Origin of the sequence: Nocardia arizonensis, from assembly GCF_001310275.1 — a bacterium.
GTDB classification, from domain to species: Bacteria; Actinomycetota; Actinomycetes; order Mycobacteriales; family Mycobacteriaceae; genus Nocardia; species Nocardia arizonensis.
Window position 1 is genome coordinate 99872 of the sequence record NZ_LGYZ01000078.1, and the last position, 21661, is coordinate 121532.

At 69.0% G+C, this 21661-nt stretch carries 16 protein-coding genes; 8 read left to right on the plus strand and 8 right to left on the minus strand.

Features of this window, described 5'->3' with window-relative positions:
• Positions 1-7 precede the first annotated feature (7 nt).
• Together APZ21_RS15110 and APZ21_RS15115 are read right to left on the minus strand one after the other, a co-directional pair.
• Positions 8-1681, minus strand: coding sequence for an FAD-binding dehydrogenase (locus APZ21_RS15110; protein WP_371852362.1), 1674 nt, complete (start codon positions 1679-1681; stop codon positions 8-10).
• Entirely contained in the window at positions 1678-2367 is a 690-nt protein-coding gene (locus APZ21_RS15115; protein WP_054813940.1) for a TetR/AcrR family transcriptional regulator, read from the minus strand. Before APZ21_RS15115 ends, APZ21_RS15110 begins: the two co-directional genes overlap by 4 nt.
• Before the next feature lie 450 nt (positions 2368-2817).
• Between APZ21_RS15115 and APZ21_RS15120 the strand changes: the two genes are divergently transcribed.
• Positions 2818-3399, plus strand: a complete 582-nt coding sequence (locus tag APZ21_RS15120; protein ID WP_239476638.1) for a cutinase family protein — start codon at positions 2818-2820, stop codon at positions 3397-3399.
• Between the two features lie 48 nt (positions 3400-3447).
• Here APZ21_RS15120 and APZ21_RS15125 read toward each other — a convergent pair whose 3' ends face one another.
• Positions 3448-4917 carry an SDR family oxidoreductase gene (locus tag APZ21_RS15125; RefSeq protein WP_054813941.1) on the minus strand — a complete coding sequence of 490 codons (1470 nt, stop codon included), beginning with the start codon at positions 4915-4917 and terminating at the stop codon, positions 3448-3450.
• Positions 4918-5198: 281 nt separating this feature from the next.
• Positions 5199-6890: a bifunctional metallophosphatase/5'-nucleotidase gene (locus APZ21_RS15130; protein WP_054813978.1), complete on the minus strand. Its 1692-nt coding sequence runs from the start codon at positions 6888-6890 to the stop codon at positions 5199-5201.
• A 283-nt stretch (positions 6891-7173) separates the two neighbouring features.
• Between APZ21_RS15130 and rfbC the strand changes: the two genes are divergently transcribed.
• A complete protein-coding gene (gene rfbC, locus APZ21_RS15135) occupies positions 7174-7737 on the plus strand; it encodes a dTDP-4-dehydrorhamnose 3,5-epimerase (protein WP_054813979.1) in 564 nt (187 codons plus the stop codon).
• Positions 7738-7966: 229 nt separating this feature from the next.
• A complete protein-coding gene (locus APZ21_RS15140; RefSeq protein ID WP_054813942.1) occupies positions 7967-9478 on the plus strand; it encodes a sugar transferase in 1512 nt (503 codons plus the stop codon).
• A gap of 9 nt (positions 9479-9487) precedes the next feature.
• Here APZ21_RS15140 and APZ21_RS15145 read toward each other — a convergent pair whose 3' ends face one another.
• Complete coding sequence (locus APZ21_RS15145) at positions 9488-11419, minus strand: acyl-CoA dehydrogenase family protein (protein WP_054813943.1); 1932 nt, start codon at positions 11417-11419, stop codon at positions 9488-9490.
• Positions 11420-11559: 140 nt separating this feature from the next.
• Here APZ21_RS15145 and APZ21_RS15150 point away from each other — a divergent pair, with 140 nt between their 5' ends.
• The 5 genes from APZ21_RS15150 to APZ21_RS15170 all read left to right on the plus strand — a co-directional run bounded on the left by APZ21_RS15150 (position 11560) and on the right by APZ21_RS15170 (position 17420).
• Positions 11560-12210, plus strand: coding sequence for a TetR/AcrR family transcriptional regulator (locus APZ21_RS15150; protein WP_054813944.1), 651 nt, complete (start codon positions 11560-11562; stop codon positions 12208-12210).
• Positions 12183-13127 carry an ABC transporter ATP-binding protein gene (locus tag APZ21_RS15155; RefSeq protein WP_054813945.1) on the plus strand — a complete coding sequence of 315 codons (945 nt, stop codon included), beginning with the start codon at positions 12183-12185 and terminating at the stop codon, positions 13125-13127. The genes APZ21_RS15150 and APZ21_RS15155 overlap by 28 nt, the downstream gene beginning before the upstream one ends.
• Positions 13124-14758 (plus strand): ABC transporter permease, encoded by a 1635-nt coding sequence (locus tag APZ21_RS15160; RefSeq protein WP_054813946.1) that lies wholly within the window; start codon positions 13124-13126, stop codon positions 14756-14758. The genes APZ21_RS15155 and APZ21_RS15160 overlap by 4 nt, the downstream gene beginning before the upstream one ends.
• A gap of 180 nt (positions 14759-14938) precedes the next feature.
• Positions 14939-16636 carry a threonine/serine exporter family protein gene (locus APZ21_RS15165; RefSeq protein WP_082393123.1) on the plus strand — a complete coding sequence of 566 codons (1698 nt, stop codon included), beginning with the start codon at positions 14939-14941 and terminating at the stop codon, positions 16634-16636.
• A gap of 118 nt (positions 16637-16754) precedes the next feature.
• Positions 16755-17420: a biliverdin-producing heme oxygenase gene (locus tag APZ21_RS15170; protein ID WP_156371083.1), complete on the plus strand. Its 666-nt coding sequence runs from the start codon at positions 16755-16757 to the stop codon at positions 17418-17420.
• Between the two features lie 14 nt (positions 17421-17434).
• On the opposite strand, the gene APZ21_RS15175 is transcribed toward APZ21_RS15170, so the two are convergent.
• The 3 genes from APZ21_RS15175 to APZ21_RS15185 all read right to left on the minus strand — a co-directional run bounded on the left by APZ21_RS15175 (position 17435) and on the right by APZ21_RS15185 (position 21577).
• The gene (locus APZ21_RS15175) at positions 17435-18316 is read right to left on the minus strand and encodes a nuclease-related domain-containing protein (RefSeq protein WP_239476639.1); all 882 of its coding nucleotides are present in this window, start codon (positions 18314-18316) and stop codon (positions 17435-17437) included.
• A gap of 90 nt (positions 18317-18406) precedes the next feature.
• Entirely contained in the window at positions 18407-19798 is a 1392-nt protein-coding gene (locus APZ21_RS15180; RefSeq protein ID WP_054813948.1) for a DUF2252 domain-containing protein, read from the minus strand.
• Between the two features lie 51 nt (positions 19799-19849).
• The gene (locus APZ21_RS15185; RefSeq protein WP_054813949.1) at positions 19850-21577 is read right to left on the minus strand and encodes a GMC oxidoreductase; all 1728 of its coding nucleotides are present in this window, start codon (positions 21575-21577) and stop codon (positions 19850-19852) included.
• Positions 21578-21661: the final 84 nt, after the last annotated feature.

Below are 21661 nucleotides of genomic sequence, written 5' to 3' on the forward strand. Positions count from 1 at the left end.
ATCCGATTCAGCCGAGGCGAGCGGCGAGCGAGCGACCCGCGGCGCGGCCGGAGAAGATGCAGCCGCCGAGGAAGGTGCCCTCGAGCGCGTTGTAGCCGTGCACGCCGCCGCCGCCGAAACCGGCCACCTCGCCCGCGGCGTAGAGCCCCGGCAGCGGCGCGCCGTCGGGGCCGATGACCCGGGACTCGAGATCGGTTTGCAGACCGCCGAGTGTCTTGCGGGTCAGGATGTTCAGGCGCACCGCGATGAGCGGGCCGTGGGCGGGATCGAGGATGCGGTGCGGTTTGGCGACCCGGCCCGCCTTGTCGCCGAAATAGCGCCGCGCGTTGGCGATCCCCATGACCTGGCTGTCCTTGGTGTACTTGTTGTCGAGTTCGCGGTCCCTGGCGATGATTTGGCGTTCGAGCGTCTCGTAGTCCAGTTTCGGCCCGCGCGCGATCTCGTTCATCCCGTCGACGAGTTTCCGCAGCGAATCGGCGACGACGAAATCGACGCCGTGCTGTTTGAAAGCCTCCACCGGACCCGGTGCGCCCTTGGCGACGCGGCTGCGCAATGTCAGCCCCAGATCCTTTCCGGTGAGATCCGGATTCTGCTCCGAGCCCGACAGCGCGAATTCCTTCTCGATTATCGATTGGGTCAGCACGAACCACGAATAGTCGTGGCCGGTGGCCAGGATCGCCTTCATGGTGGTGTTGGTGTCGTAGCCGGGGAAGCAGGGGGCGGGCAGGCGCTTGCCCTCGGCGTCGAACCACAGCGAGGACGGACCGGGAATGATCCTGATGGCGTGGTCGGGCCAGATCGGATTCCAGTTGAGGACGCCCTCGGTGTAGTGCCACATGCGGTCGCGGTTGACGATGGTCGCGCCCGCCGCCTCGGCGATGCCGAGCATGCGGCCGTCGACGTGCGCGGGCACGCCGGAGATGAGGGTCCGCGGGCACGGGCCGAGCCGGTCGGTGGGCCAGTTGCGGCGGATGAGTTCATGGTTGTGGCCGATGCCGCCGGAACTCACCACCACCGCCTGCGCCCGGAAGTCGAACTCGCCCACGGCGTCGCGCGAGGTGGCGACCCCGCGTTCGGCGGTGGTGTCCTCGAGCACCGCGCCGCGGACGCCGACCACCGCGCCGTCCTCCACGATCAGTTCGTCCACCCGATGCCGGAAGGAGAACCGCACAAGTCCGCGCCGTTCGGCGTCGAGCACCGGATCGGCGAAGACCCGGACGACCTCGGGACCGGTGCCCCAGGTGAGGTGGAATCTCGGCACCGAATTGCCGTGGCCGTCGGCCAGCGCGCCGCCGCGTTCGGCCCAACCGACCAGCGGGGTGACTCGTAGGCCGAGGGCGTGCAGGTAGTCCCGCTTCTCGTGGGCGGCGAAGTGGACGTAGGCCGCGGCCCACTGCCTGGCCCAGTGGTCCTCGTCGTCGCGGTCGAAGCCCGCCGAGCCGAGCCAGTCCTGAAGCGCCAGGTCATGGGAGTCCTTGATACCGAGGCGGCGTTGTTCGGGGCTGTTCACCAGGAACAGTCCGCCCAGTGACCAGAACGCCTGACCGCCCAGATTGTTGCGATTCTCCTGATCGATCAGGTGTACTGTGCGGCCCGCTTTCGCCAGTTCGTGGGCGGCCACCAGTCCGGCCAAGCCCGCGCCGACCACGATGACATCGGAACTGAGATCGGTCATGTTCATCCTTCGGGTGAGATGGGTGTTCGGCTCGGGTCCGGTTCGCTGTAGGCCAGCACGATATGGGTCAGCAGATCCGTGCGCCTGCGACGCACCGCGGCATCGGTCGGTTCCATCAGCACCTGCACGGCGGTGCCGTCGTGCGCCGCCACGATCGCTCGGCCGAGGGCGAGCGGATCGGCGACGGTGCGCCCGATGCGGGCGAGCGCGTCCAGTACGGTCGGCATGAGCGCGGTGACGATGGCGTCCTCACGGTCTGCCATCGCCCGGCGCAGTCCGGCGGTGCGCAGGGCGTGCGCGGTGAACTCGGCGCTGATCCGGTACCACGCCTCGTCAAGCGGCACCGCGCGCTCGAGGCGGTCGACGGCGTCGTGGACATCGCGCACCTCCTCGGTGGTCGTGTGATCCAGCGCGGCGCGCACATCGGCCGACATGGCCGCCGAGCGCTGCTCCCACAGGGCCAGGAAGAGTTCGTCGAGCGAGCGGAAATTCGAGTAGAACGCGCCGCGGGTATATCCGGCGCGCCCGCAGATCCGCTCCACCGACGCGCGGCCGAATCCCTCCGCGGCGAACACCTCGTACGCCGCGGTGAGCAGACGGTCGCGGGTCTCGCCGCGACGGCGGGTGACGCGGCGCGGCGCGTTCGGGTCCGCGGGTGACGCCACGCGCACCTCCTCGGATGAACTGGGCATGCTGACTCTCAGAATACAGAATCGTATCCGATGCGGTGTTGTATCCGATACGGAGATGTATTCCGGCGCGAGCGGGCTGGGCACGGTTCGGTGATGTCGGGTCTCGGTGCTGTCGGGGCGGTGGATTCGCGCGGACTCGGACCGTAGTCGATCGGGCCGTCGAAGGGGTCGGTTCGCCGCCTTCCCGCCCGGTCGCCGAGGTTCTGCGTGGCGCAAGGGATCTCGACTTCACGTCCCGCACAACGATCCGGCGTTGCGGCGATTGCGCTTCGGTCGCGTTGCTTGACGGGCCTTCTCGCCGTTCCTACCTTCGCGAATATAGCCGAGTGACCCCTGTGGTGACGGGGGTCACTCGGCTTCTCACAACGACGTGAGTGGGTGATCACGATGGGATTTCGACAGTTTCGACGCTCCGGGAAATGGCTTCCGATACCGACATTCGCGGTTCTGGTGTTGATAGCGGCGGCGACGAGTATCGGTGCGACGGCATGGGCCGGTGACTGCGCGGCGGTGGACGTCGTCGTGGCGCGGGGCACCGACGAGCCGGGAGCGCTCGGCTCGGTGATCGGCGATCCGCTCTATGACACACTGGCACAGCGACTTCCGGTCGACTCCAGTGCGTACGCGGTGCGGTATCCGGCGAATCTGGCGTTCCCGACGTCGGTCGCCGAAGGTGTCGCGGACATGTACGGACATATCACGGCGCAGGCCGCCCGATGCCACGGACAGCGTTTCGTCCTCGTCGGGTACTCGCAGGGCGCGCTGGTCACCCACGGGGTGCTCGGCACGGTGGCGGCGCCCGCCATCGCCACGCTCCCACCGAGTCTGGCCCCGTCCATCGTGGCCGTCCTGCTGTTCGGCGATCCGCTGCGCGCGGTGGGGTGGCAGGTGCCCGCTCCGTACTCGGACAACGTCGCCGACTACTGCACCGGCGGCGACGCCATCTGCGGCGGCGGACTGGTCGCCGACGCGCATACCGCCTACGGCTGGGCCATGGAGCCGGCGGCGTCGTTCGCGGCCGACCGGATCTGAAATCCGCGACGGCGGCGGCCTCGTCGCCGCCGTCGCGAAATTCAATGTCTACCAGCGTAAGCCGGGAACGATCCGGGCCACCCGCGCGGCCGGTCCCGGCATCGCCATCAGTGGGCGCAGCACGGGCGCGAGTGCGGTGAGCGCCGTGCCCGAGGCGAGCTCGGAACCGTTCCCGGTCGCCGCGGGTAGCGCCGAGATACCTTGTGCGGCAGATGATTCCCCGAACAGCCGGTATCCCTGGTGCATGATCGACCGCTTGACCGATGGCATGAGCAGATCGACCGCCTGGGCGAAGGCGCCGACCGGGGTGTCGATCCGGTCGGGACGTTCGGCCAGCGCCCTGACCACGATGGCCGCCGCCTGATCGGGATCGGCCACCGGCAGGGACCGGTACAGGTCCGTCGGCCCGATCATCGGCGTGCGCACCAACGGCATACGCACCTCCGCGCTCGCGCGCCTGCGGTTCGGGTCGAGGTGGGTGCGCCAGTACTGCCACAGCGTCGCGGCGTAGGTGTCGAATTCGGGGACCTCGATTCCGGTGCCGCGCAGTTGCGCGCGGGTGGAATCGCAGACGAATCGTGACGGAATGTCGATGTGCGGCGCCACCTCGGCCGGGATGCCGAGACGGTCGAAGAGGAAGTCGCGCACCCCCGCGACCCCGGGGAGGCGCGCGAGCACGCCGAGTGCGGAGGCGCTGCCGGGCAGCACGCCGATGCCGGTGGGCGCGCCTGCCGCGGCGGCCAGCGCCCGGTAGATATCGCCGAACGGCTGCGGATGCGGATTGACCAGGTGGAAGGTGCGGCGGTCGAGTCCACGGCGTCCGATGAGCGCCACCATGGCCGCCGCCACGTAGTCGACGGGCACGATATTGGTTGCGCCGAGATCGGGCAGCGGAATCGGCAGTTCGGGCAGTCCCGCGAGCGCGGCGATGGCGGGGAAGAAGTAGTAGGGCCCGTCGATCTTGTCCATCTCGCCGGTGCGCGAGTCGCCCACGACGATGGAGGGCCGGTAGATCCGCCAGCGCACTCCGCTCGACGCGCGCACGATCTTCTCCGCGGCGAATTTGGTGCGGTGATACGGCGAGGTGAGGTTCTGGCCGAGGTCGAAATCCTCCTCGAAGAAGGCGCCGCGGTGATCGCCCGCCACCGCGATCGAGGACACGTGGTGCAGCACCGCCCCGCACTCGCGGGCCAGGTCGAGCACCGCGCGCGTGCCCTCGACATTGGCGCGCCGGGCGGTCTGCTCGTCGGCGGTCAAGTCGTATACCGCGCCGAGGTGCACCACGTGGTCGGCCTTGGGCGCGGACGTGCGCAGACCGAGCCGATCGGCGGTGAGATCGCCGACGAGCGCGAACACCCGTTCGCTGCCCGTCCATCCGGTGGCGAGTTCGTGGAATTTCGCCAGCGACTCCGCGCGCACCAGGACGTGCACGATCGCGGCGGAATCGCTGTCGAGTAGTCGCTGTACGACGCGCCTGCCGAGGAAACCGGTACCGCCCGTCACGATGTAGGAAACCATCGACCCTCCTGCTGTCCATTCGAACCGTGTTGTCGGCGACGTGATCCGGCATGCGGCGGTGAATGCGGAGATCGGGATTCGGCGCCGCGCGGCGACATGACAGCCAGCGGGCCGAAAGCAGGAACACCTTCGTCCTGACCGATAGGCAACGGTAATGGAAGCGCGGGGGCACCGGCAAGTCGCTGACCTGCCGGTGCGCTGTGGGTATCGTCACCGCCGCCCGCTCGGTGATTTGTGTGTGTTACAACAGTTTCAGATGTCTGCGCGGATATCGCGGTGGCCTACTTCTTCTCGACCCGAGCCTGCGGCGCCCGCACCGCGGGGCGGGAGGTCAGGAAGGTCTCGAAGGCGTCGAGATCCATCGGTCCCACGGTCTTGTCGACGCCCTCGGTGAATACCGAGAAACCGTCACCGCCGGAGGCGAGGAAACTGTTGGTGGTGATGCGATAGGTCGCCACCGGATTCAGCTGCTGCCCGCCGATGCGCACACTGTCGGCGACCACCTTGTGGTTCTCGGGCGCGCTGTCGCTGTAGGCGTAGGTGATTCCCGACGGCGACAGCACCGTCGGTTTGGCGACGTTGCGCCACTGCTGTTCCAGCAATCGCAGTATCTGCTGTCCGGTGAGTGTGACCGTGACGACCTGATTTCCGAACGGCTGCACGGTGAAGATGTCGCCGAAGGTGATCGGGCCGGACTTCAGATCCGAGCGCACACCGCCCGGGTTCATGAACGCGGCGACCGCCGCCGCGGGCTGCGAGGAGGTCACCGCGAGCATGGAATCGGCGATCACGTCGCCCAGCGGGGATTCACCCGAGGGTCCGGGATCGTGGGCCAGCGCCGTATCGGCCGTGCCGACGACCCGGCTCGCGCGCGGGGCGGCCTGCGCCGTGTAGAAGTCGATGAGCGCGGTGGTCGGCGCGTCCGGGGTGACCTCGCGGGTCACCACCCGGTTGACCGCCGAGGCGGCCACGCCGTCGGAGCCGAAGCGCAGGGTGATGTCGGTGATGAGCCTGCCGTAGGAGGCTGCCTGGGTGACCACCTTGCCGTCGATCGCGCACACGTACGCCTGGTGGGTGTGGCCGGTGATGATAGCGCGGACCGCGGGGTCGGTCCTGGTCGCCAACTCCGTGACCGCGGGGCCGACATTCGCGCACCCGTTGTAGTGCGGATCGGCGACGCGCTGCGCGCCGCCGTCGTGGACCAGCGCCACGATCGCCTCCGCGCCCGCGGCCTTCATCTCCGGGACGTAGGCGTTGATGGCGGCGACGCTGTCGCCGAAGCGGTAGCCGCGAATCCCCTCGGGCAGCACGATATCGGCCGTCTCCGGGGTGACCGTGCCGATCACGCCGATCTTGCGTCCGCCGACCTGGAGCATGGTCCATGCCCGCAGCGCGGGCGGCAGTGCGCCGCCCGCGTCGGTGACATTGGCGGCCAGGTACGGGAACGACGCACCGGTGAAGGGCGCACCGGGCGAACAGCCCTCGATCGAACAGCCGCCAAGCTGCATGCGGGCCAATTCCAGGACGCCGTCGTCGAATTCGTGATTGCCGACCGAGGACGCGGCGACTCCGAGGGAATTCATGAACGTGATCGTCGGCTCGTCGTGGAACAGGCCCGACACCAGCGGACTGGCCCCGATGTCGTCCCCGGCCGCCAGCACCGCGCTCGCGGGGTAGGCGGCTTTGAGCCTGGCCAAATGGGTGGCGAAATAGGCCGCGCCCCCCGCGTCGTGGCCCGCGATCTTGCCCGTGGAGCCCTGCGGTGGTTGCAGATTGCCGTGCAGGTCGTTGAATCCGAACAGGTGGATCTCGTCCGGGCGCGCCCCGGTGAGGTCGTCGGTGGAGACCAGCGGGATCTTGTCCGCGGTCGGGGTGGGTGACACGGAGTCGCCGGGTCCGGTCGAGCATCCGGCGATCAGGGCGAGGGTCAGGAATCCGATGATGACGCTGGCGATATGGCGGCGCTCGCTCATACGCCCGACTTTCCCATGTCCGGCGCGGGCGCGCACCTGTGAATCGGCCCCGCGGATCGCCGGACCTCGCGCCGCCGTGGGACTGTCGACGCCGACCACCGGTTTCCCCGACCCGGCGGTGGCTTTCCGACGTCGGTGACGTTGTCGGCGATCGCCCTCCGCGATCCCGGTCACCCGGGCTGTGTCCGGCGGCCGGATTCCGCCTCCGCGCGGGCGTCGTCCGGCGACGTGAGTGTCGATTCCGTCCGTGGCGGACCTCCTTCCTTCATGGCAGGATGTCGCGGTGCGTATCGAGCAGACCGAGCTCGCCGATGTTCTCGTGTTGATCCCTCGGCCCTTCCACGACGACCGCGGCCTGTTCACCCGGACCTTCGACGCGGAGATCTTCGACGACCGTCTCGGCACGCCCGGCGCGAGCGCGGCCTTCGTCCAGGACTCCCAATCCCGCTCCGCGCGCGGGGTGATCCGCGGCATGCACGGCCGTTCCGGGCGCGGTGAGGCCAAACTCGTGCGCTGCGCCAACGGCGCGGTGCACGACGTGCTCGTCGACATCCGGCCCGGATCACCGAGTTTCGGCAGGACGCAGACGTTCCGGCTCGACGACGTGGAATTCCGGCATCTGTACATACCGCCGGGCTTCCTGCACGGATTCCAGGCGCTGACCGCGACCGCGGACGTGTGCTATCGCATCGACCGGCCGCACGATCCGCGCGAGGACATCGCGGTCGCCCACGACGATCCCGATCTCGGCATCGACTGGCCGCTGCCGGTGACGGCGATCTCGGCCAGGGACGCGGCCGCCGGGAGCTGGGAGCACCTGCTCAGGACCGTGTGGCAGGGCCGGTGACGGTGGTCGTCCGGTGTGCCCGCCTCGCCGAGCGGTTCCACCCGCCCGTCGCGCGGTGCGGAGTCGTCGGAGACCGACGCCTTGGATTCGTGCGATGTCATGCCTTCTGTAACAATCACCGGGCGGACGCCGAATGACCGAAGACCCCGGGCGGCGACGATGTGCCGAGGGGGCCGGTCGAAGCGGATCGGGGGCGAAGGATTCTCTCCCGGGGGGAGGTAGGTGTTCGATGGGCGACGAGCGCTCCGACGACGAGCCGGAGAACGCGGCGCCGTCCCCGGCGGCTCCGCGCTCGCAGCGTGAACGCTGGCAGGCCGAGTACGTGAAGCGGCTGGAGGCAACGGATTTCGGGGTGGTCACCGCCGCGGTGCTCTCGGCCCAGCTCATCCGATTCGGCGGTCCCGCCGCGCCCCCGCTGGCGTGGGGCCTGCCCTACGCGGTCGGCTACACCGTGGTCTCGCTGCTGCTCATCGCGGCGTGGATGGGCTTGCTGCTGGTCTGTAGCACCCGCTCGCCGCAGGTGGTCGGCGCGGGCACCGAGGAATACCGCCGTCTGGTCTCGGCGACGATGCGGCTGTTCGGCATGTTGGCGATCCTGTCGCTCATTTTCCAAATCGAGTTCGCCAGGGGATATCTGGCCATCGCCCTGCCGTCGGGTCTGCTCGGTCTCATGGCCAGTCGGCTGCTGTGGCGGCTGCACGCGCGCTCGCGCCGCCGCACCCGCGACGACTATCTGACCGCGGTGCTCGTGGTCGGCTCGGCCGAGGCGGCGCAGGCGATGGCCACGGCCTTCTCCGGCGATCCGAATTCCGGCTACCGGGTCGTCGGCGTCTGTGTTCCCGACGGCGTTCCCGGCAACGGCGCCCACGGGGTGCGGGCCGCCGGGCGGCCCGTCTCGGTATTCGGCGACGACCGTTCGGTGGTGGACGCGGTGCGCCGCAGCGGCGCCGACACCGTGGCCGTCACCGCCACCGACTACCTCGGACCCGCCGAATTGCGCCGCATGGCCTGGGAACTCGATCCGCTGGGCGTCGAGCTGATCGTGGCGCCGGGCGTGGTGGACATCTCCGGCGCGCGGCTCACCAATCGCCTGGTCGCGGGCATGCCCATGCTGCACATCGCCAAACCGCAGTACGACCGGGCCAAATCCACCGGCAAGGCCGTCTTCGACCTGTGCTTCGCCATCACGGTCCTGATCGCCATCGCGCCCGTGCTGTGTGTGATCGCCGCGGCGGTCAAGATGACCAGTCCCGGACCGGTGTTCTACCTGTCCGAGCGCATCGGCCGGGGCGGCACGCCGTTCCGCATGATCAAGTTCCGCAGCATGTACGTCGACGCCGACCGCCACGTCGCGGCGCTCATCGAGAACAGCGGCGGCAATCCGGTGTTCTTCAAGATGAAGCAGGACCCCCGGGTCACCCCGGTCGGGCGGGTCATCCGCAAGTTCAGCCTCGACGAGCTGCCGCAGTTCTTCAACGTGGTGCGCGGTGAGATGAGCGTGGTCGGCCCGCGTCCCCAGGTGCAACGCGAGGTCGACTCCTACGACGGCGATATGCGTCGCCGCCTGCTGGTCAAGCCGGGGGTCACCGGATTGTGGCAGGTCAGCGGACGGTCGGATCTCTCGCTCGAGGATTCGGTGCGCCTTGACCTGTCCTATGTCGAGAACTGGTCGATGGTGCTGGATCTGCTGCTCATCGCCAAGACCATTGGCGCCGTCGCGCGCGGCGAGGGCGCCTATTGACGGTCGGTCTCAGCGGCGGTCGTAGACGCTCGCGTCGTCGAGCATGGCGGCGCGCAACATGGATTCGGGTACGCCCATCGCCTCGACCAGGGTCAGTGCGTGCGGACGCAGGCGGTCGACCAGTTCGTTCACGCCGCGCCGCACCGCTTTGGCCCGCTCCACCGACATGAACCGGTGCATGATGAACCAGGCCGAATTCTCTTCGAGCAGGGTGTAGACGAACAGATCGCAGACATCGCCGGCCAGCGCCTTGGCCTCGGGATCCTCGATATCGCCGATGCCGTCGATGAACGCCTCGAGCACCAGACGGTCGATATGCGCGGCGCCTGCGGCGAGGATGTGGTCCTGGGCATTGTTGAACGCCTCGAACGGCCCGGTCTCCTGCGCGCGCGCCCGCAGCCGGTGCGCGGCGGTGCGTACCAGGTAGTCCTCGCGGTCGGCGAACAGCTGCAACTGCACCGAGCGGCGCGACAGATCCGCCTCGTCGATGGTCTCGTCGCCGCGGTCGCGCATGGTCTGGATCATCTGGCGCACACCCGAGCGCTTGCGCACCACGTCACCGGCCATGGTGGCGGCAAAGCGGACCCAGCCCAGGGCGTCGAGATCGCGGACCTCGTCGGCGTAGGCGGTGAGCAGTTCCTTGGCCACCAGCTGGGTCAGCACCACGTTGTCGCCTTCGAAGGTGGTGAAGACGTCGGTGTCGGCCTTCAGGGTGACCAACCGGTTCTCCGCGAGATACCCCGCGCCGCCGCACGCCTCCCGGCACTCCTGGATGGTGCGGGTGGCGTGGCGGGTCTGGGCCACCTTCAGGCCCGCGGCGCGCTTCTCGAGCGCCCGCTGCGCCGCCGGATCGATATTCTGCCCGGTCTGGATCAGATGCATCCGGCGCACCAGGTCGTTCTGGGCGAATGCCAGCGCGTAGGAGCGCGCGAGCGGGGGCAACAACCGCCGCTGATGACTGCGGTAGTCCATCAGCAGCGTCTCCTCGCCGGTGTCGGGATCGGAGAACTGCCGACGCTCGAGCGCGTACCGGATGGCGATGCTCAGCGCCACCCGCGCGCCCGCCGCGGCCGCCCCGCCCACGCTGACCCGGCCGCGGACCAGTGTGCCCAGCGTGGTGAAGAAGCGGCGGCTGGGATTGTCGATCTCGGACCGGTAGGTGCCGTCCGGTTCCACATCGGCGTAGCGGTTGAGCAGGTTCTCGCGCGGAATCCGCACGTGGTCGAACGAGATGCGCCCGTTGTCGACGCCGAGCAGACCGCCCTTGAGTCCGTCGTCGGAGGTGGTCACCCCGGGTAGGTCCGCGCCCTGCTCGTCGCGGAGGGGCACCAGCAGACAGTGCACACCGCGATTCTCGCCACCGGTGATCAACTGGGCGAAGACCGCGGCCATGCGCGCGTGTTCGGCCGCGCCGCCGATATAATCCTTGCGCGCCGACGGAGTCGGGGAGTGGATGACGAATTCCTCGGTGGCCGGATCGTAGGTCGCCGTGGTCTCGATATTGGCGACATCGCTGCCGTGCCCGGATTCGGTCATCGCGAAGCAGCCGAGCAGGTCCAGCGACAGCAATCGCTTGATGTAGTCGCGGTGACGTTCGGTGCCGAGGTTCTCCACCGCGCCCCCGAACAGGCCCCACTGCACACCCGCCTTGACCCACAGCGACAGGTCGGCGTAGGCCAGCATCTCGAGTCCGGTCACCGCCGCACCGGGTTCGCCGGTGCCGCCGTTCTCGCGGCGGAAGCCGCGTTCGGCCAGACCCAAGGTCGCGATGGCGCGCAGCTGGTCGAGCGCCCGCGCCCGCGCGGCCTTGTGGTCCATAGTCGGCTCGCCGGTGAAATCCGCGTCCGCGAGTTGGATGCGCGCCTTTTCGCGCACGTCGCGCCAGGGTCCGTCGAGTGCCGCGCGAAGGTGATCTGCCGTCGTCGAGCTGCCGGTATCCATAACCCGACGATAGCCCGGCGGCACGGGAGCAAACCCGTTGCGCGACAAGTGTGACGTAGCCCTTGCGGCGGCCCTGAACGAGCGTTTAACATACTGAACATGTGTTCAATCGCTCTGCGTACCAAAGCTCCGCCGGCCCGATGAACGCCTCGGATCTCACCACCGCCGCGCGCATCCGGGACACGGCGATCGACGTCTTCGGCACACGCGGATTCCAGGTCGGGGTCCGGGCCATCGCCGCCGCCGCCGGGGTCTCGCCCGGACTGGTCAATCACCATTTCGGCTCCAAGGAAGGCTTGCGCGCCGCCTGTGACGAGCGGGTGCTCGAGATCATCCGGGTGGAGAAGGCCAAGGCCATCAATACCCCCGGCCCCGCGGGCATGATCGACGCGTTGGCCGAGATCGAGGTGTACGCGCCGGTCATCGCCTATATGATGCGCAGTTTCCAGGCGGGTGGCGCGCTGGCCGAGTCGCTGCTCGAGCACATGATCGACGACGCCGAGAAGTACATGCAGGCGGCCGTGGACGCGGGCAGGATCAAGCCGAGCCGCGATCCCGCCGCTCGCGCCCGCTACATCGTGCTCTGCCATGTCGGAGCCATGAACCTCTACATCCAAATGCGTCTGCACCGCGAGGGAGAACTCGACTACCGCAGGGTGATTCGCGATATCGCCGAGGAGACCACCTTCCCGGCGCTCGAGCTCTACACCCAGGGCATGTTGACCGACGCGACGATGCTGGACGCGCTCACCGAGGAGAAACGATGGCCGAACGAACCGCCGAACCGGTAATCGAAATCACCGACCTGCACAAACGATTCGGGCACGTCGCCGCGCTCGACGGACTGGATCTCACCGTCGCCGCCGGCGAGATCCACGGCTTCCTCGGGCCCAACGGCGCCGGGAAGTCGACCACCATCCGGGTACTGCTCGGCATACTGCGCGCCACCTCCGGCACCGCGCGCATGTTCGGCCGCGACCCGTGGGCCGACGCGGTCGCCCTGCACCGTGACATCGCCTATGTCCCCGGCGATGTCACGCTGTGGCCGTCGTTGTCGGGTGGGGAGACCATCGACCTGCTCGCCCGGATGCGCGGCGGTATCAACACCGCGCGCAGGGCCGAACTCGTCGAACGGTTCGACCTCGACACGCGCAAGAAGGCGCGGACGTACTCCAAGGGCAACCGGCAGAAGGTCGCGCTCGTCTCGGCCTTCGCCTCCGACGTGCGGCTGCTGCTGCTCGACGAGCCGACCTCCGGGCTGGATCCGTTGATGGAGAAGGTCTTTCGCGAATGCGCCGAGGAGGCGCGCGAGCGCGGTACCACGGTACTGCTGTCCAGCCATATCCTGTCGGAGGTTGAGGCGCTGTGCGACCGGGTGACCATCATCCGGGCCGGGCGCACGGTGGAGAGCGGATCGCTGTCGGACATGCGGCACCTTTCGCGCACCTCCATCACCGCCGAATTGCTCGGTGACCCCGGCGATCTGAGCCGCATACCCGGTGTCGACGACATCGAGCGCGATGGCGCCACCGTGCGCTGCCAGGTCGACGGCGAACATCTCGGTCAGCTGATCCGCGTACTCGGCGACGCCGGCGTGCGCAGCCTCACCAGCGCGCCGCCCACGCTCGAGGAGTTGTTCCTGCGCCACTACCACGTCGACACGGGCGCGGCGTCCGTTGCGGCGGCGGGGGAGAAGGTGACGGCATGACCACGGCCGCACTCGAACCCGCGCGCACGGCAACCGGTTTCGTCGGATCGGCCGATTTCGCGGGCACCGGGCAACTGCTGCGGCTCTACCTGCGCCGCGACCGCATCGTGGCCCCACTGTGGGTGCTGGCCTTCGGTCTGCTGCCCGCTTTCTACGTCGCCAGCACCACCGGTGTCTACGACACCGAGGCCCAACTGGACAACTACGCCGCGTCCATCATGGACAGCCCGGCGCTGATCGCCATGTACGGACCGGTTTTCGGCACCGAGACCGGATCGATCGGGCTATGGAAGGCGGGCCCCTTCTACGCGCTCGTCGCCATCGCCACCGTCCTGACGGTCATCCGGCACACCAGGGTCGAGGAGGAGACCGGTCGCGCCGAACTGCTCGGCGCGACCAGGGTCGGCCGCTTCGCGGGCCTCACCGCGGCATTGATCATGACCGGCCTGTGCTGCGCACTGGTCGCGCTCGTGGCCGCGGCCACGCTCTACGCCGATGATCTGCCCGCCGCGGGATCGATCGCCTACGGGCTCACCCTCGGCGGGTCTGGCTTGGCCTGGGCGGGCATCGCCGCGGTCGCCGCGCAGGTCGGTCCGGGTGCGCGGGTCGCGCGCGGTGTGGCCTTCGCGGCACTGGGCGCGGCTTTCGCGGTGCGCGCGGTCGGTGACGCGGGCAACGGCGTGCTCTCGTGGTTCTCACCGCTGGGCTGGTGCATCAACATGCGGCCCTTCGCCGAGGAGCGGTGGTGGGTCCTGATTCCGCTCTACGGCCTCGCGGTGCTGGCCGTAGCGGTCGCCTACGTGCTGCTGAGCAGGCGGGATATCGGTTCGGGACTGTTCGCCGAACGTCCGGGGCCCCCGAGCGCCGGGCCTGCGCTGTCGGAGGCGACCGGTCTGGCCTGGCGGTTGCAGCGCGGCACCCTGCTGGCCTGGTCGGTGGGATTCCTGCTCTACGGACTGCTCATGGGCGGTGCGATCGACAGCGTCGGCCGGATGCTGGAGGACAGCGAGGAGATCATCGACATCATGACCCGGATGGGCGGCACCGACATCCTCCAGGATTCCTTCGTCACATTCGCGGTCTCCTTCCTCGCCATCGCCGCGGCGGCGTATTCGACCTCGGCGGTCCTGCGACTGCACGAGGAGGAGAGCACCCACCGGGCCGAGACCGCGTTGGCCGCAGCGGTGAGCCGGACCCGCTACGCCGCGACGCACCTCGGATTCGCGCTGCTCGGCGCGGCGACGCTGCTGTTGATCGCCGGCGCGGCCATCGGGATCGTCTACGGCGCCATGGATGGCGACCTGATCGCGAAACTCGGCGACAGTCTCGCCGCGGCCCTGGTGCAGGTGCCTGCGGTCTGGGTCTCCACCGGTATCGCGATGGCCATCTACGGCATCGCGCCGCGCTTCGCCCCCGTGGCGTGGGGCGTGCTCAGCGCCATGCTTGTGGTGTTCTTCCTCGGCGCGCTGGACGGGCTACCGCAGTGGCTGGTCGACCTGGTGCCCTTCGTGCACCCGCCCAAGTTGCCGGGCGCGCCGATGGATTGGACTCCGGTCCTGTGGCTGCTCGGTATCGCCGCGGCGCTGCTCGCGGTCGGGCTCGCGGCATTCCGCCGCCGCGATCTGCGCTGACCCTCGACACGGCGACCGGTTCCTCTCGCGGAATCGGTTGTCGTGCCGGTCGATTCGGAGGGGCCGCGACCGTGCCCGTGAAGGCGCGGATGGCCGCGAATTCGTTCCGAATGGTGGTGTGGGACACCTTCTGACCGGGGCGGATGCGCGGGCCCGGTGCGAGTGACTACGTTCGCGAGCATGGGGCAGCAGACACTCTCGGTGGTCGAGGAGCCGATTCAGCGAACCGAACGCGGCGGCAGGCGCGGGCGATTGCGGCCGCGTCAACGCCTGCGGGTACCGGTGGTGACCGAGGCCGTCGGCCTGCTGGTCGCCGACCGGCAGGCCACCGCCGACACCATCGTCGCCGCGCCCACCCCGCTGCAACCGATCGACCTGTCCGACGACGCGCGCGTGGCCGAGGTGCTCGACCTCGCGGTCCGGGTGGGCGAGGTCGTCCTCGCCTCGGGCACCGGTGTCGTCGACACCACCACCCAGGTCCGTTTCATCGCCGCCACCTACGGCCTGGCCCGCTGCGATATCGATGTCACCTACGATGCCATTCGCGTCTGGGCCGACCGCGGCCCGCGACTGCCGCCCGCGAGCACCATGCGCGTCGTGCGCTACCGGGCGTTGGACTTCACCCGGCTCGCCGCCGTCGACAGGCTCACCCGCCGCATCCGCACCAAGGTGGTGTCCCCGGAGGACGCGCGCGCCGAACTCGACGCCGTCGTCGCCGCGCCGCACCCATACCCGCGCTGGACCGCGACCTTCGGCTGGTCGCTGCTGGCTGCGGCCATCGGCGTGCTGCTCGGCGGCGGCTGGTTGGTCGCGCTGGTGAGCTTCGCCGCGACCGCGCTGATCGACCGGGTCAACCGGGTGCTCAACCGCTACGGTCTGCCGTTCTTCTTCCAGCACATGGTCGGCGGCGTGATCGCGGCCAGTCCCGCCATCGCGCTGTCGACCCTGGCCGGGCCGCTCGGACTCGAGGTCGACCCGACGCTGATCATCGCGGCCGGAATCACCGTGCTGCTGAGTGGATTGTCCCTCGTCGGCGCGGTGCAGGACGCCATAACCGGCGCACCCGTCACCGCCTCGGCCCGGTTGCTCGAGGTCGTCATGATGACCGGCGGCATCGTCGCGGGCATCGTGCTGGCCCTGCGCTTGGCGCAGGTGGTCGGCGCGACCGTGCCCGCCATCGAACTCACCGCGGGACGCGACATCACCGATCTGCCGGTCAAGATCGTCGCGGGCGCGGTCGCCGCGGTGGCCTTCGCCCTGGCCTGCTACGCGGAGAAGCGGGCGCTGGCCGCCGCGGCGTTCGGCGGCGCGGCGGGAATCTGCTGCTTTCTGGTGGTGCAGTGGGCCGACTTCGGTCCGGTGGTCGCGGCGGGGGTCGCGGCGACGGTCGTCGGTCTGGCCGGTGGCCTGCTCGCCCGCCGCGCGCTGACACCGCCGCTGGTCGTGGCCGTCGCGGGCATCACACCGCTGCTGCCGGGTCTGAGCGTGTATCGCGGCCTGTGGGCACTGCTCGACGACCAGATCCTGCTCGGCCTCAACCAGGTACTCGCGGCCTTCGGCGTCGGCTGCGCGCTGGCGGCCGGTGTCACCCTCGGCGAATGGTTCGACCGCACCCAGTTGCGACCGCGCATCCTGCGCCGTTTCGGATCGCTGCGCAAACCCATCGTGCGCCGGATCCGCCGCCCCATCTCCCTGGTCCGCGAGAACCGGGTCCGGCCCGGTCAGCGCCCCGGCGCCGCCACCGGGCCCGCCACCCGCAAGCGCGGGCGAACCGACAATTCCGGCCGCGCGCACCGCGGCGCCCGTACCTCCCCCGTGCGGCCCTCCATCGGCGACGGCCCGGGTGACGGCGTCACGGGCGCGCAGAGCGCCGACTGAGCGCGCGATCGCCGGACCGACCGGTGCGTCCGGGACGCGGAACCGGTATCGTCGGTGCCGCTGATCAGGTGGCCCACCGACGTCGGTGCGCACGGGCGATGATGAGGTGGGTACGGACGTGTCGGACGAAGCGGTCCCTTTCTCGACGCAGATCCGCGAGGCCACCGAACTACGGCACGCCGAAGCGGAGAACGCCTCGTTCATCCGTGACATGCTCGGCGGCGGCCTCGGTATCGCGTCCTATCGCCGCTACACCGGCCAACTCTGGTTCATCTACCGCGCGCTCGAATCACGCTGGGACGCATTGGCCGACGATCCTGTCGCCGCGCCGTTCATCCGTCCCGAGTTGGCGCGCACCGCGGAACTCGAACGCGACCTGACCCATCTGATCGGTCCCGACTGGCGCACCCGCCTGACCGCGCTGCCCGCCACCGCCACCTACGCCGCGCGCATCGAGGAATGCGCCCGCGACTGGCCCGCGGGCTATATCGCCCACCATTACACCCGCTATCTCGGTGACCTCTCCGGCGGCCAGGTCATTCGCGGAGCCGCCGAGAAATTGTGGGGTCTGCCGCGCCGCGGCGACGGTGTGCGCTTCTATGTCTTCGACGGCATCGCCAACCCCGCCGCCTTCAAACGCGAATACCGGGTCCTGCTCGACGAACTGCCCCTCGACGACCTCGAACGCCGCCGCGTCCTCGACGAGGGACAGCACGCCTTCGCCCTCAACACCGCGGTCTTCGCCGAACTCGCCGCGGAATACCCCACGCGCCTACCGTCCTGACGAGGGGCCGGTCATCAGCCCGGACCGTAGGTGAAGATCGCGGTGATCACGAACCACAGGACCCAGGCGAACCCGATCACCATGCCGATCATGAGCCCGACGCGCATGGCCGCCCGGCCCATGTCGATATCGCCCGACTCCCGCGGATACAGTTTCCACGGGCTGTACCAGGGCGCCTCGATCACACGACCCGCGCGCGCCTCGCGTTCGGCCCGCGCGAGATCCTCGACGTACTGCTCGGCCAGGGCCTGATTCGGTCCGCCGTGCCACAGCGTGACGTCGATCGGTCCGAGGAAACCCTCGTTGATGAGATCCTGCGGTGCGGGCAGATACGGCAGGATACCCAGCCCGCGGAACGCCACCGCGACGTCGTTGGCGGTCCACAGATGCTTCTCGGACTTGGCCAGCACGTCGAAGTAGTGCCGCAGCCGATACGGATCGTTGCCGAGGATGACATCGAAACTCGGGTCGCTCCACGCCTGGTCGACCCGCAACTGCGTACCGCTGAGCGGCACCACCAGCGCGACACCGTGTACCGCGCGCTGTCCCAGACCGCGCGCGGCCAGCCAGTTCTGCAACGCGAAGGTGTGCTCGCGCGACTTGTCCAGCGGGGTACGCCGATCCTTGCTCTCGAATTCCACGGGCGCGCCGTCGATCGTCCACGGGCCGTTGAGCGGAATGTCGAGTTCGCCGTCCTGGCGCGCCGACAGCGCCTCGGCCTCGATCACCACGCAACTGGTCGGCGTCCACACCACCGCGTCGAACTGGTACAGCGTGTCCTCGTGGAACAAATTGCAGTTGATCGTCGCCACCCCGTGCGGGCTGCCGGGGTCCTTCCAGGTGCGCAACCAATCGATCAGCGCCCGTTCGGCATTGGAGCCTGTCGGGTTCTGCACTCGCACGAGCATTCGCGACCGCCCTTCACGTCGTCACTCGACACAGGACAGGATACGAGCAACCCGACACCGCCCGCTGACGGACACGCCTCACTCGGACGGCTCGGCCGCCAGTTTGCCTGCCCGGACGGCCGCCACCAACTCGGCGTGATCGGCCTCGGTGCGATCGGCGTAGCGCACCGCGAAGGCCGTCACCGCCTCGTCGAACGCCTCGTCGCCGTCCAGATACGCCGAGGTGAGGCGCGGGTCGAGGGATCGCGAATGCGCCCGCGCCAGAAGCGCGCCCGCGAGCCTGCCGTAGTCGTCGAGATCATCGGCGGCCAGACCCGCCGGATCGATGGAGCCCTTCAGATTGCGGAACTGGCGCACGATGAACGGCAGTTCCCGCCCGTCGAGCCGCAGCGAGGTCCAGCCGAGCAGGATATCGGTCTCGGCCTGAACCAGTCTGGCGCCCTGTACGATTCGCTCACCCTCGTGCCGGACCGGACGCGGCGGCAGATACGGCGCCAACGCGGAGGCGATGGACTGCTTGAGTTGCAGGACCAGCACTTCGCCGTCATTGCCGTGCATGAGCGCGACATAGCTGCGCAGCCCGACACTTCCGGTGCCGACCACGCGAAAGGCTATGTCGGACACCGCGAAACGGGCCAGCAGATTACGGCGCGACTCGCGAAGGGTGTCCGCGTAGTCCGTCAGGCCGTCGATCACCGCCTCGGCCACCGCCGGGTCCACCGCGGTCAGCACCGGCGGATCGCTGACGAATTTCTGCTTGCGCACACCGGTCACGTGGTCGTCGATGTGCTCGGTCCACTTGGCGGCGACCTTGGCGTGATCGTTCTTGCGGGCCTTCTTGGCGGCCTTCTTGAAATTGTCGAGCAGATCCTCGGCCGCCGCGGCGTCGAGCACCGATTCGTCCGGCAGCGCGGACCACGATCGCATGAACGGCATCTCCGCCAGGCGATCGGTGGCCAGGCGGTAGTACCGCGCGGCATCGCGGGCCGCGCGGGCGCAACCGTCCTCGTCCACCCCCGATTCACGGCCCGCAAGCACGAGACTCGCGGCCAGGCGTTCGACATCCCATTCCCACGGTCCCGTCGTGGTCTCGTCGAAGTCGTTGATATCCATGACGATATCGCCGGACTGGGTGCCGTAGAGGCCGAAATTGGCCGCGTGGGCATCGCCGCATATCTGGGCGTTCAGACCGCTCACCGGGCTGTGGGCGAGGTCGGCGGCCATGAGGCCCGCCGCGCCGCGGTAGAAGGTGAACGGGCCCGACATCATGCGGCCGACCCGGAGGGGGACCAGGTGGGGCAGGCGGTCGGTGTGGGAGGCGGCGAGATAGTCGAGGAGGTCGGGTCGGGACGGCCCGGTGGGTTCCCGGTCTCGGATGCGGGGAGGGACGCGGTCGCGCAGGGCCCGCCCGCGGGCTCGGACCTCTTCGGCCGGTATGTAGTTGCGTAGGTCTAGGCCGCCATCTGACACAGGGGAACTCTAGCCGGGTCCGTCGGCGGGTTCCTGCGGCGGTGGCCTGCGCTATCGGTCGGCTCTCGTCGCCCGGGTGGTGGCGCGGTCGGCTCGGATGGCGGGGTCCACCGGGGTGATCGGGAGTCGAAGGGCGCCGGGAGCGGTGTCGGGGACCGCGGGATGGTCGGGGGGAACGGGATCCATGCGGCGGTAGGGCGCGCCGGGGGCGGGGCGGGGGTCGGGCTCGTTCTTGTTGGGCCAGAACGACATCGCTCGTTCGGCCTGCGCGGCGATGGTGAGCGAGGGGTTGACGCCCAGGTTGGCGGTGACGGCGGAGCCGTCGGCGATGTGCAGGCCGGGATATCCGTAGACCCGCTGGTACGGGTCGACCACGCCGGTGTCGGGCGTGTCGCCTATGACACAGCCGCCGATGTAGTGCGCGGTGGCGGGGATGTCGAAGACGTCCATGATCAGGCCGTGCGTGTCGCCGTCGACCTTCTCGCCGAATCTGCGCCCGATATCGTGGGCGAGGGGGATCCAGGACGGATTGGGCTCGCCGGTGCCCGCCTTCGTCTTCAACATGCCGCGGCTGCGGTACGAGGTGAGCGAATTGTCCAGCGACTGCATGATCAGCAGGATCACCGACTTCTCCGAGGCGCGTCTGGCGTCGAGACTGCGCAGGAACACCAGCGGATGCGACACGACGGCGAGCAGGAAGCGCAAGAACCGGAACGCGCCACCGTCGACGATCGGCACCGACATCGGGAACAGGGCGTTCTGGCCCTTGCCGTAGTGGCAGACCTCGACATGGGTATCGGCCTCGGGATGGATGGATGAGGTGATCGCGATGCCCTCGGCGAAATCGGTGCGTGTGCGGCTCACCACATTGAGGATGGCCTCGGAATTACTGCGGGTCAGTTCGCCGAGGCGGGGGGACAGGTTCGGCAGGATCGACTTGTCGCGCATGGCGTGCAGCAGCTTCTGGGTGCCGAGGGCGGCGCCCGCGAAGACGACCTGTTCGGCGGTGAATGATCTGCGCTGCTTGCGAATCCAACGATCCGACCGGAAGGTTTCCACGGTGTAGCCGCCACCGGACAACGGTCGCACCTCGACGGCCGTGGTGAGCGGATGGACCTCGGCGCCCGCCTGCTCGGCCAGGTACAGATAGTTGGTCGGGGTGGTGTTCTTGGCGTTGTGCGGGCAGCCGGTGAAGCATCGGGCGCAGTGGACGCAGCCGCGCCTGCGCGGCCCCGCACCGCCGAAATACGGATCATCGACCTCGGCGCCGGGATCGGCCTCGTTGAAGAAGACGCCGACATCGGTGGCGTGGAAGGTCTCGCCGACCCCGAGATCGTCGGCGATCTCCTTGATCACCCGGTCCGCCGGGGTCATGCGGGGATTGCGCTGCACCCCGAGCATGCGTTTGGCCTGGTCGTAGTAGGGAGCCAGTTCGGCGCGCCAATCGGTGATGTGCGCCCACTGCCTGTCGGCGTAGAAATTGGGCAGTGGTTCGTAGAGGGTGTTGCCGTAGATCAGCGATCCGCCGCCGACTCCCGCACCGGAGAAGACGGCGCACTTGCCGAGCACGCTGATGCGCTGGGTGCCGGTCATGCCGAGTCGAGGGGCCCAGATGGATTTGCGCACATTCCAATTGGTGCGCGGTAGATCCTCGGCGCGCCAGCGCCTGCCCGCCTCGAGTACGCCGACCCGATAGCCCTTCTCGGTCAGACGCAGTGCGCTCACGCTGCCGCCGAAGCCGGAACCGATCACCAGTACGTCGTAGTCGAATACGGGCATGACTTCCTCTCGATATCCGGGCCCCGATAGCTGAGATATTTTCATATTCATTCTTTCGGCGGGTTCGATGTGAGATAACCCGTT

Bases quoted from the DNA above. Each gene is read 5' to 3' on its own strand.
- APZ21_RS15185 (WP_054813949.1), bottom strand. From the start codon at position 21,577: ATGCCCGTATTCGACTACGACGTACTGGTGATCGGTTCCGGCTTCGGC.
- APZ21_RS15115 (WP_054813940.1), bottom strand. From the start codon at position 2,367: ATGCCCAGTTCATCCGAGGAGGTGCGCGTGGCGTCACCCGCGGACCCG.
- APZ21_RS15145 (WP_054813943.1), bottom strand. From the start codon at position 11,419: ATGGATACCGGCAGCTCGACGACGGCAGATCACCTTCGCGCGGCACTC.
- APZ21_RS15150 (WP_054813944.1), top strand. From the start codon at position 11,560: ATGAACGCCTCGGATCTCACCACCGCCGCGCGCATCCGGGACACGGCG.
- APZ21_RS15125 (WP_054813941.1), bottom strand. From the start codon at position 4,917: ATGGTTTCCTACATCGTGACGGGCGGTACCGGTTTCCTCGGCAGGCGC.
- APZ21_RS15110 (WP_371852362.1), bottom strand. From the start codon at position 1,681: ATGAACATGACCGATCTCAGTTCCGATGTCATCGTGGTCGGCGCGGGC.
- APZ21_RS15130 (WP_054813978.1), bottom strand. From the start codon at position 6,890: ATGAGCGAGCGCCGCCATATCGCCAGCGTCATCATCGGATTCCTGACC.
- APZ21_RS15140 (WP_054813942.1), top strand. From the start codon at position 7,967: ATGGGCGACGAGCGCTCCGACGACGAGCCGGAGAACGCGGCGCCGTCC.
- APZ21_RS15160 (WP_054813946.1), top strand. From the start codon at position 13,124: ATGACCACGGCCGCACTCGAACCCGCGCGCACGGCAACCGGTTTCGTC.
- APZ21_RS15155 (WP_054813945.1), top strand. From the start codon at position 12,183: ATGGCCGAACGAACCGCCGAACCGGTAATCGAAATCACCGACCTGCAC.
- APZ21_RS15165 (WP_082393123.1), top strand. From the start codon at position 14,939: ATGGGGCAGCAGACACTCTCGGTGGTCGAGGAGCCGATTCAGCGAACC.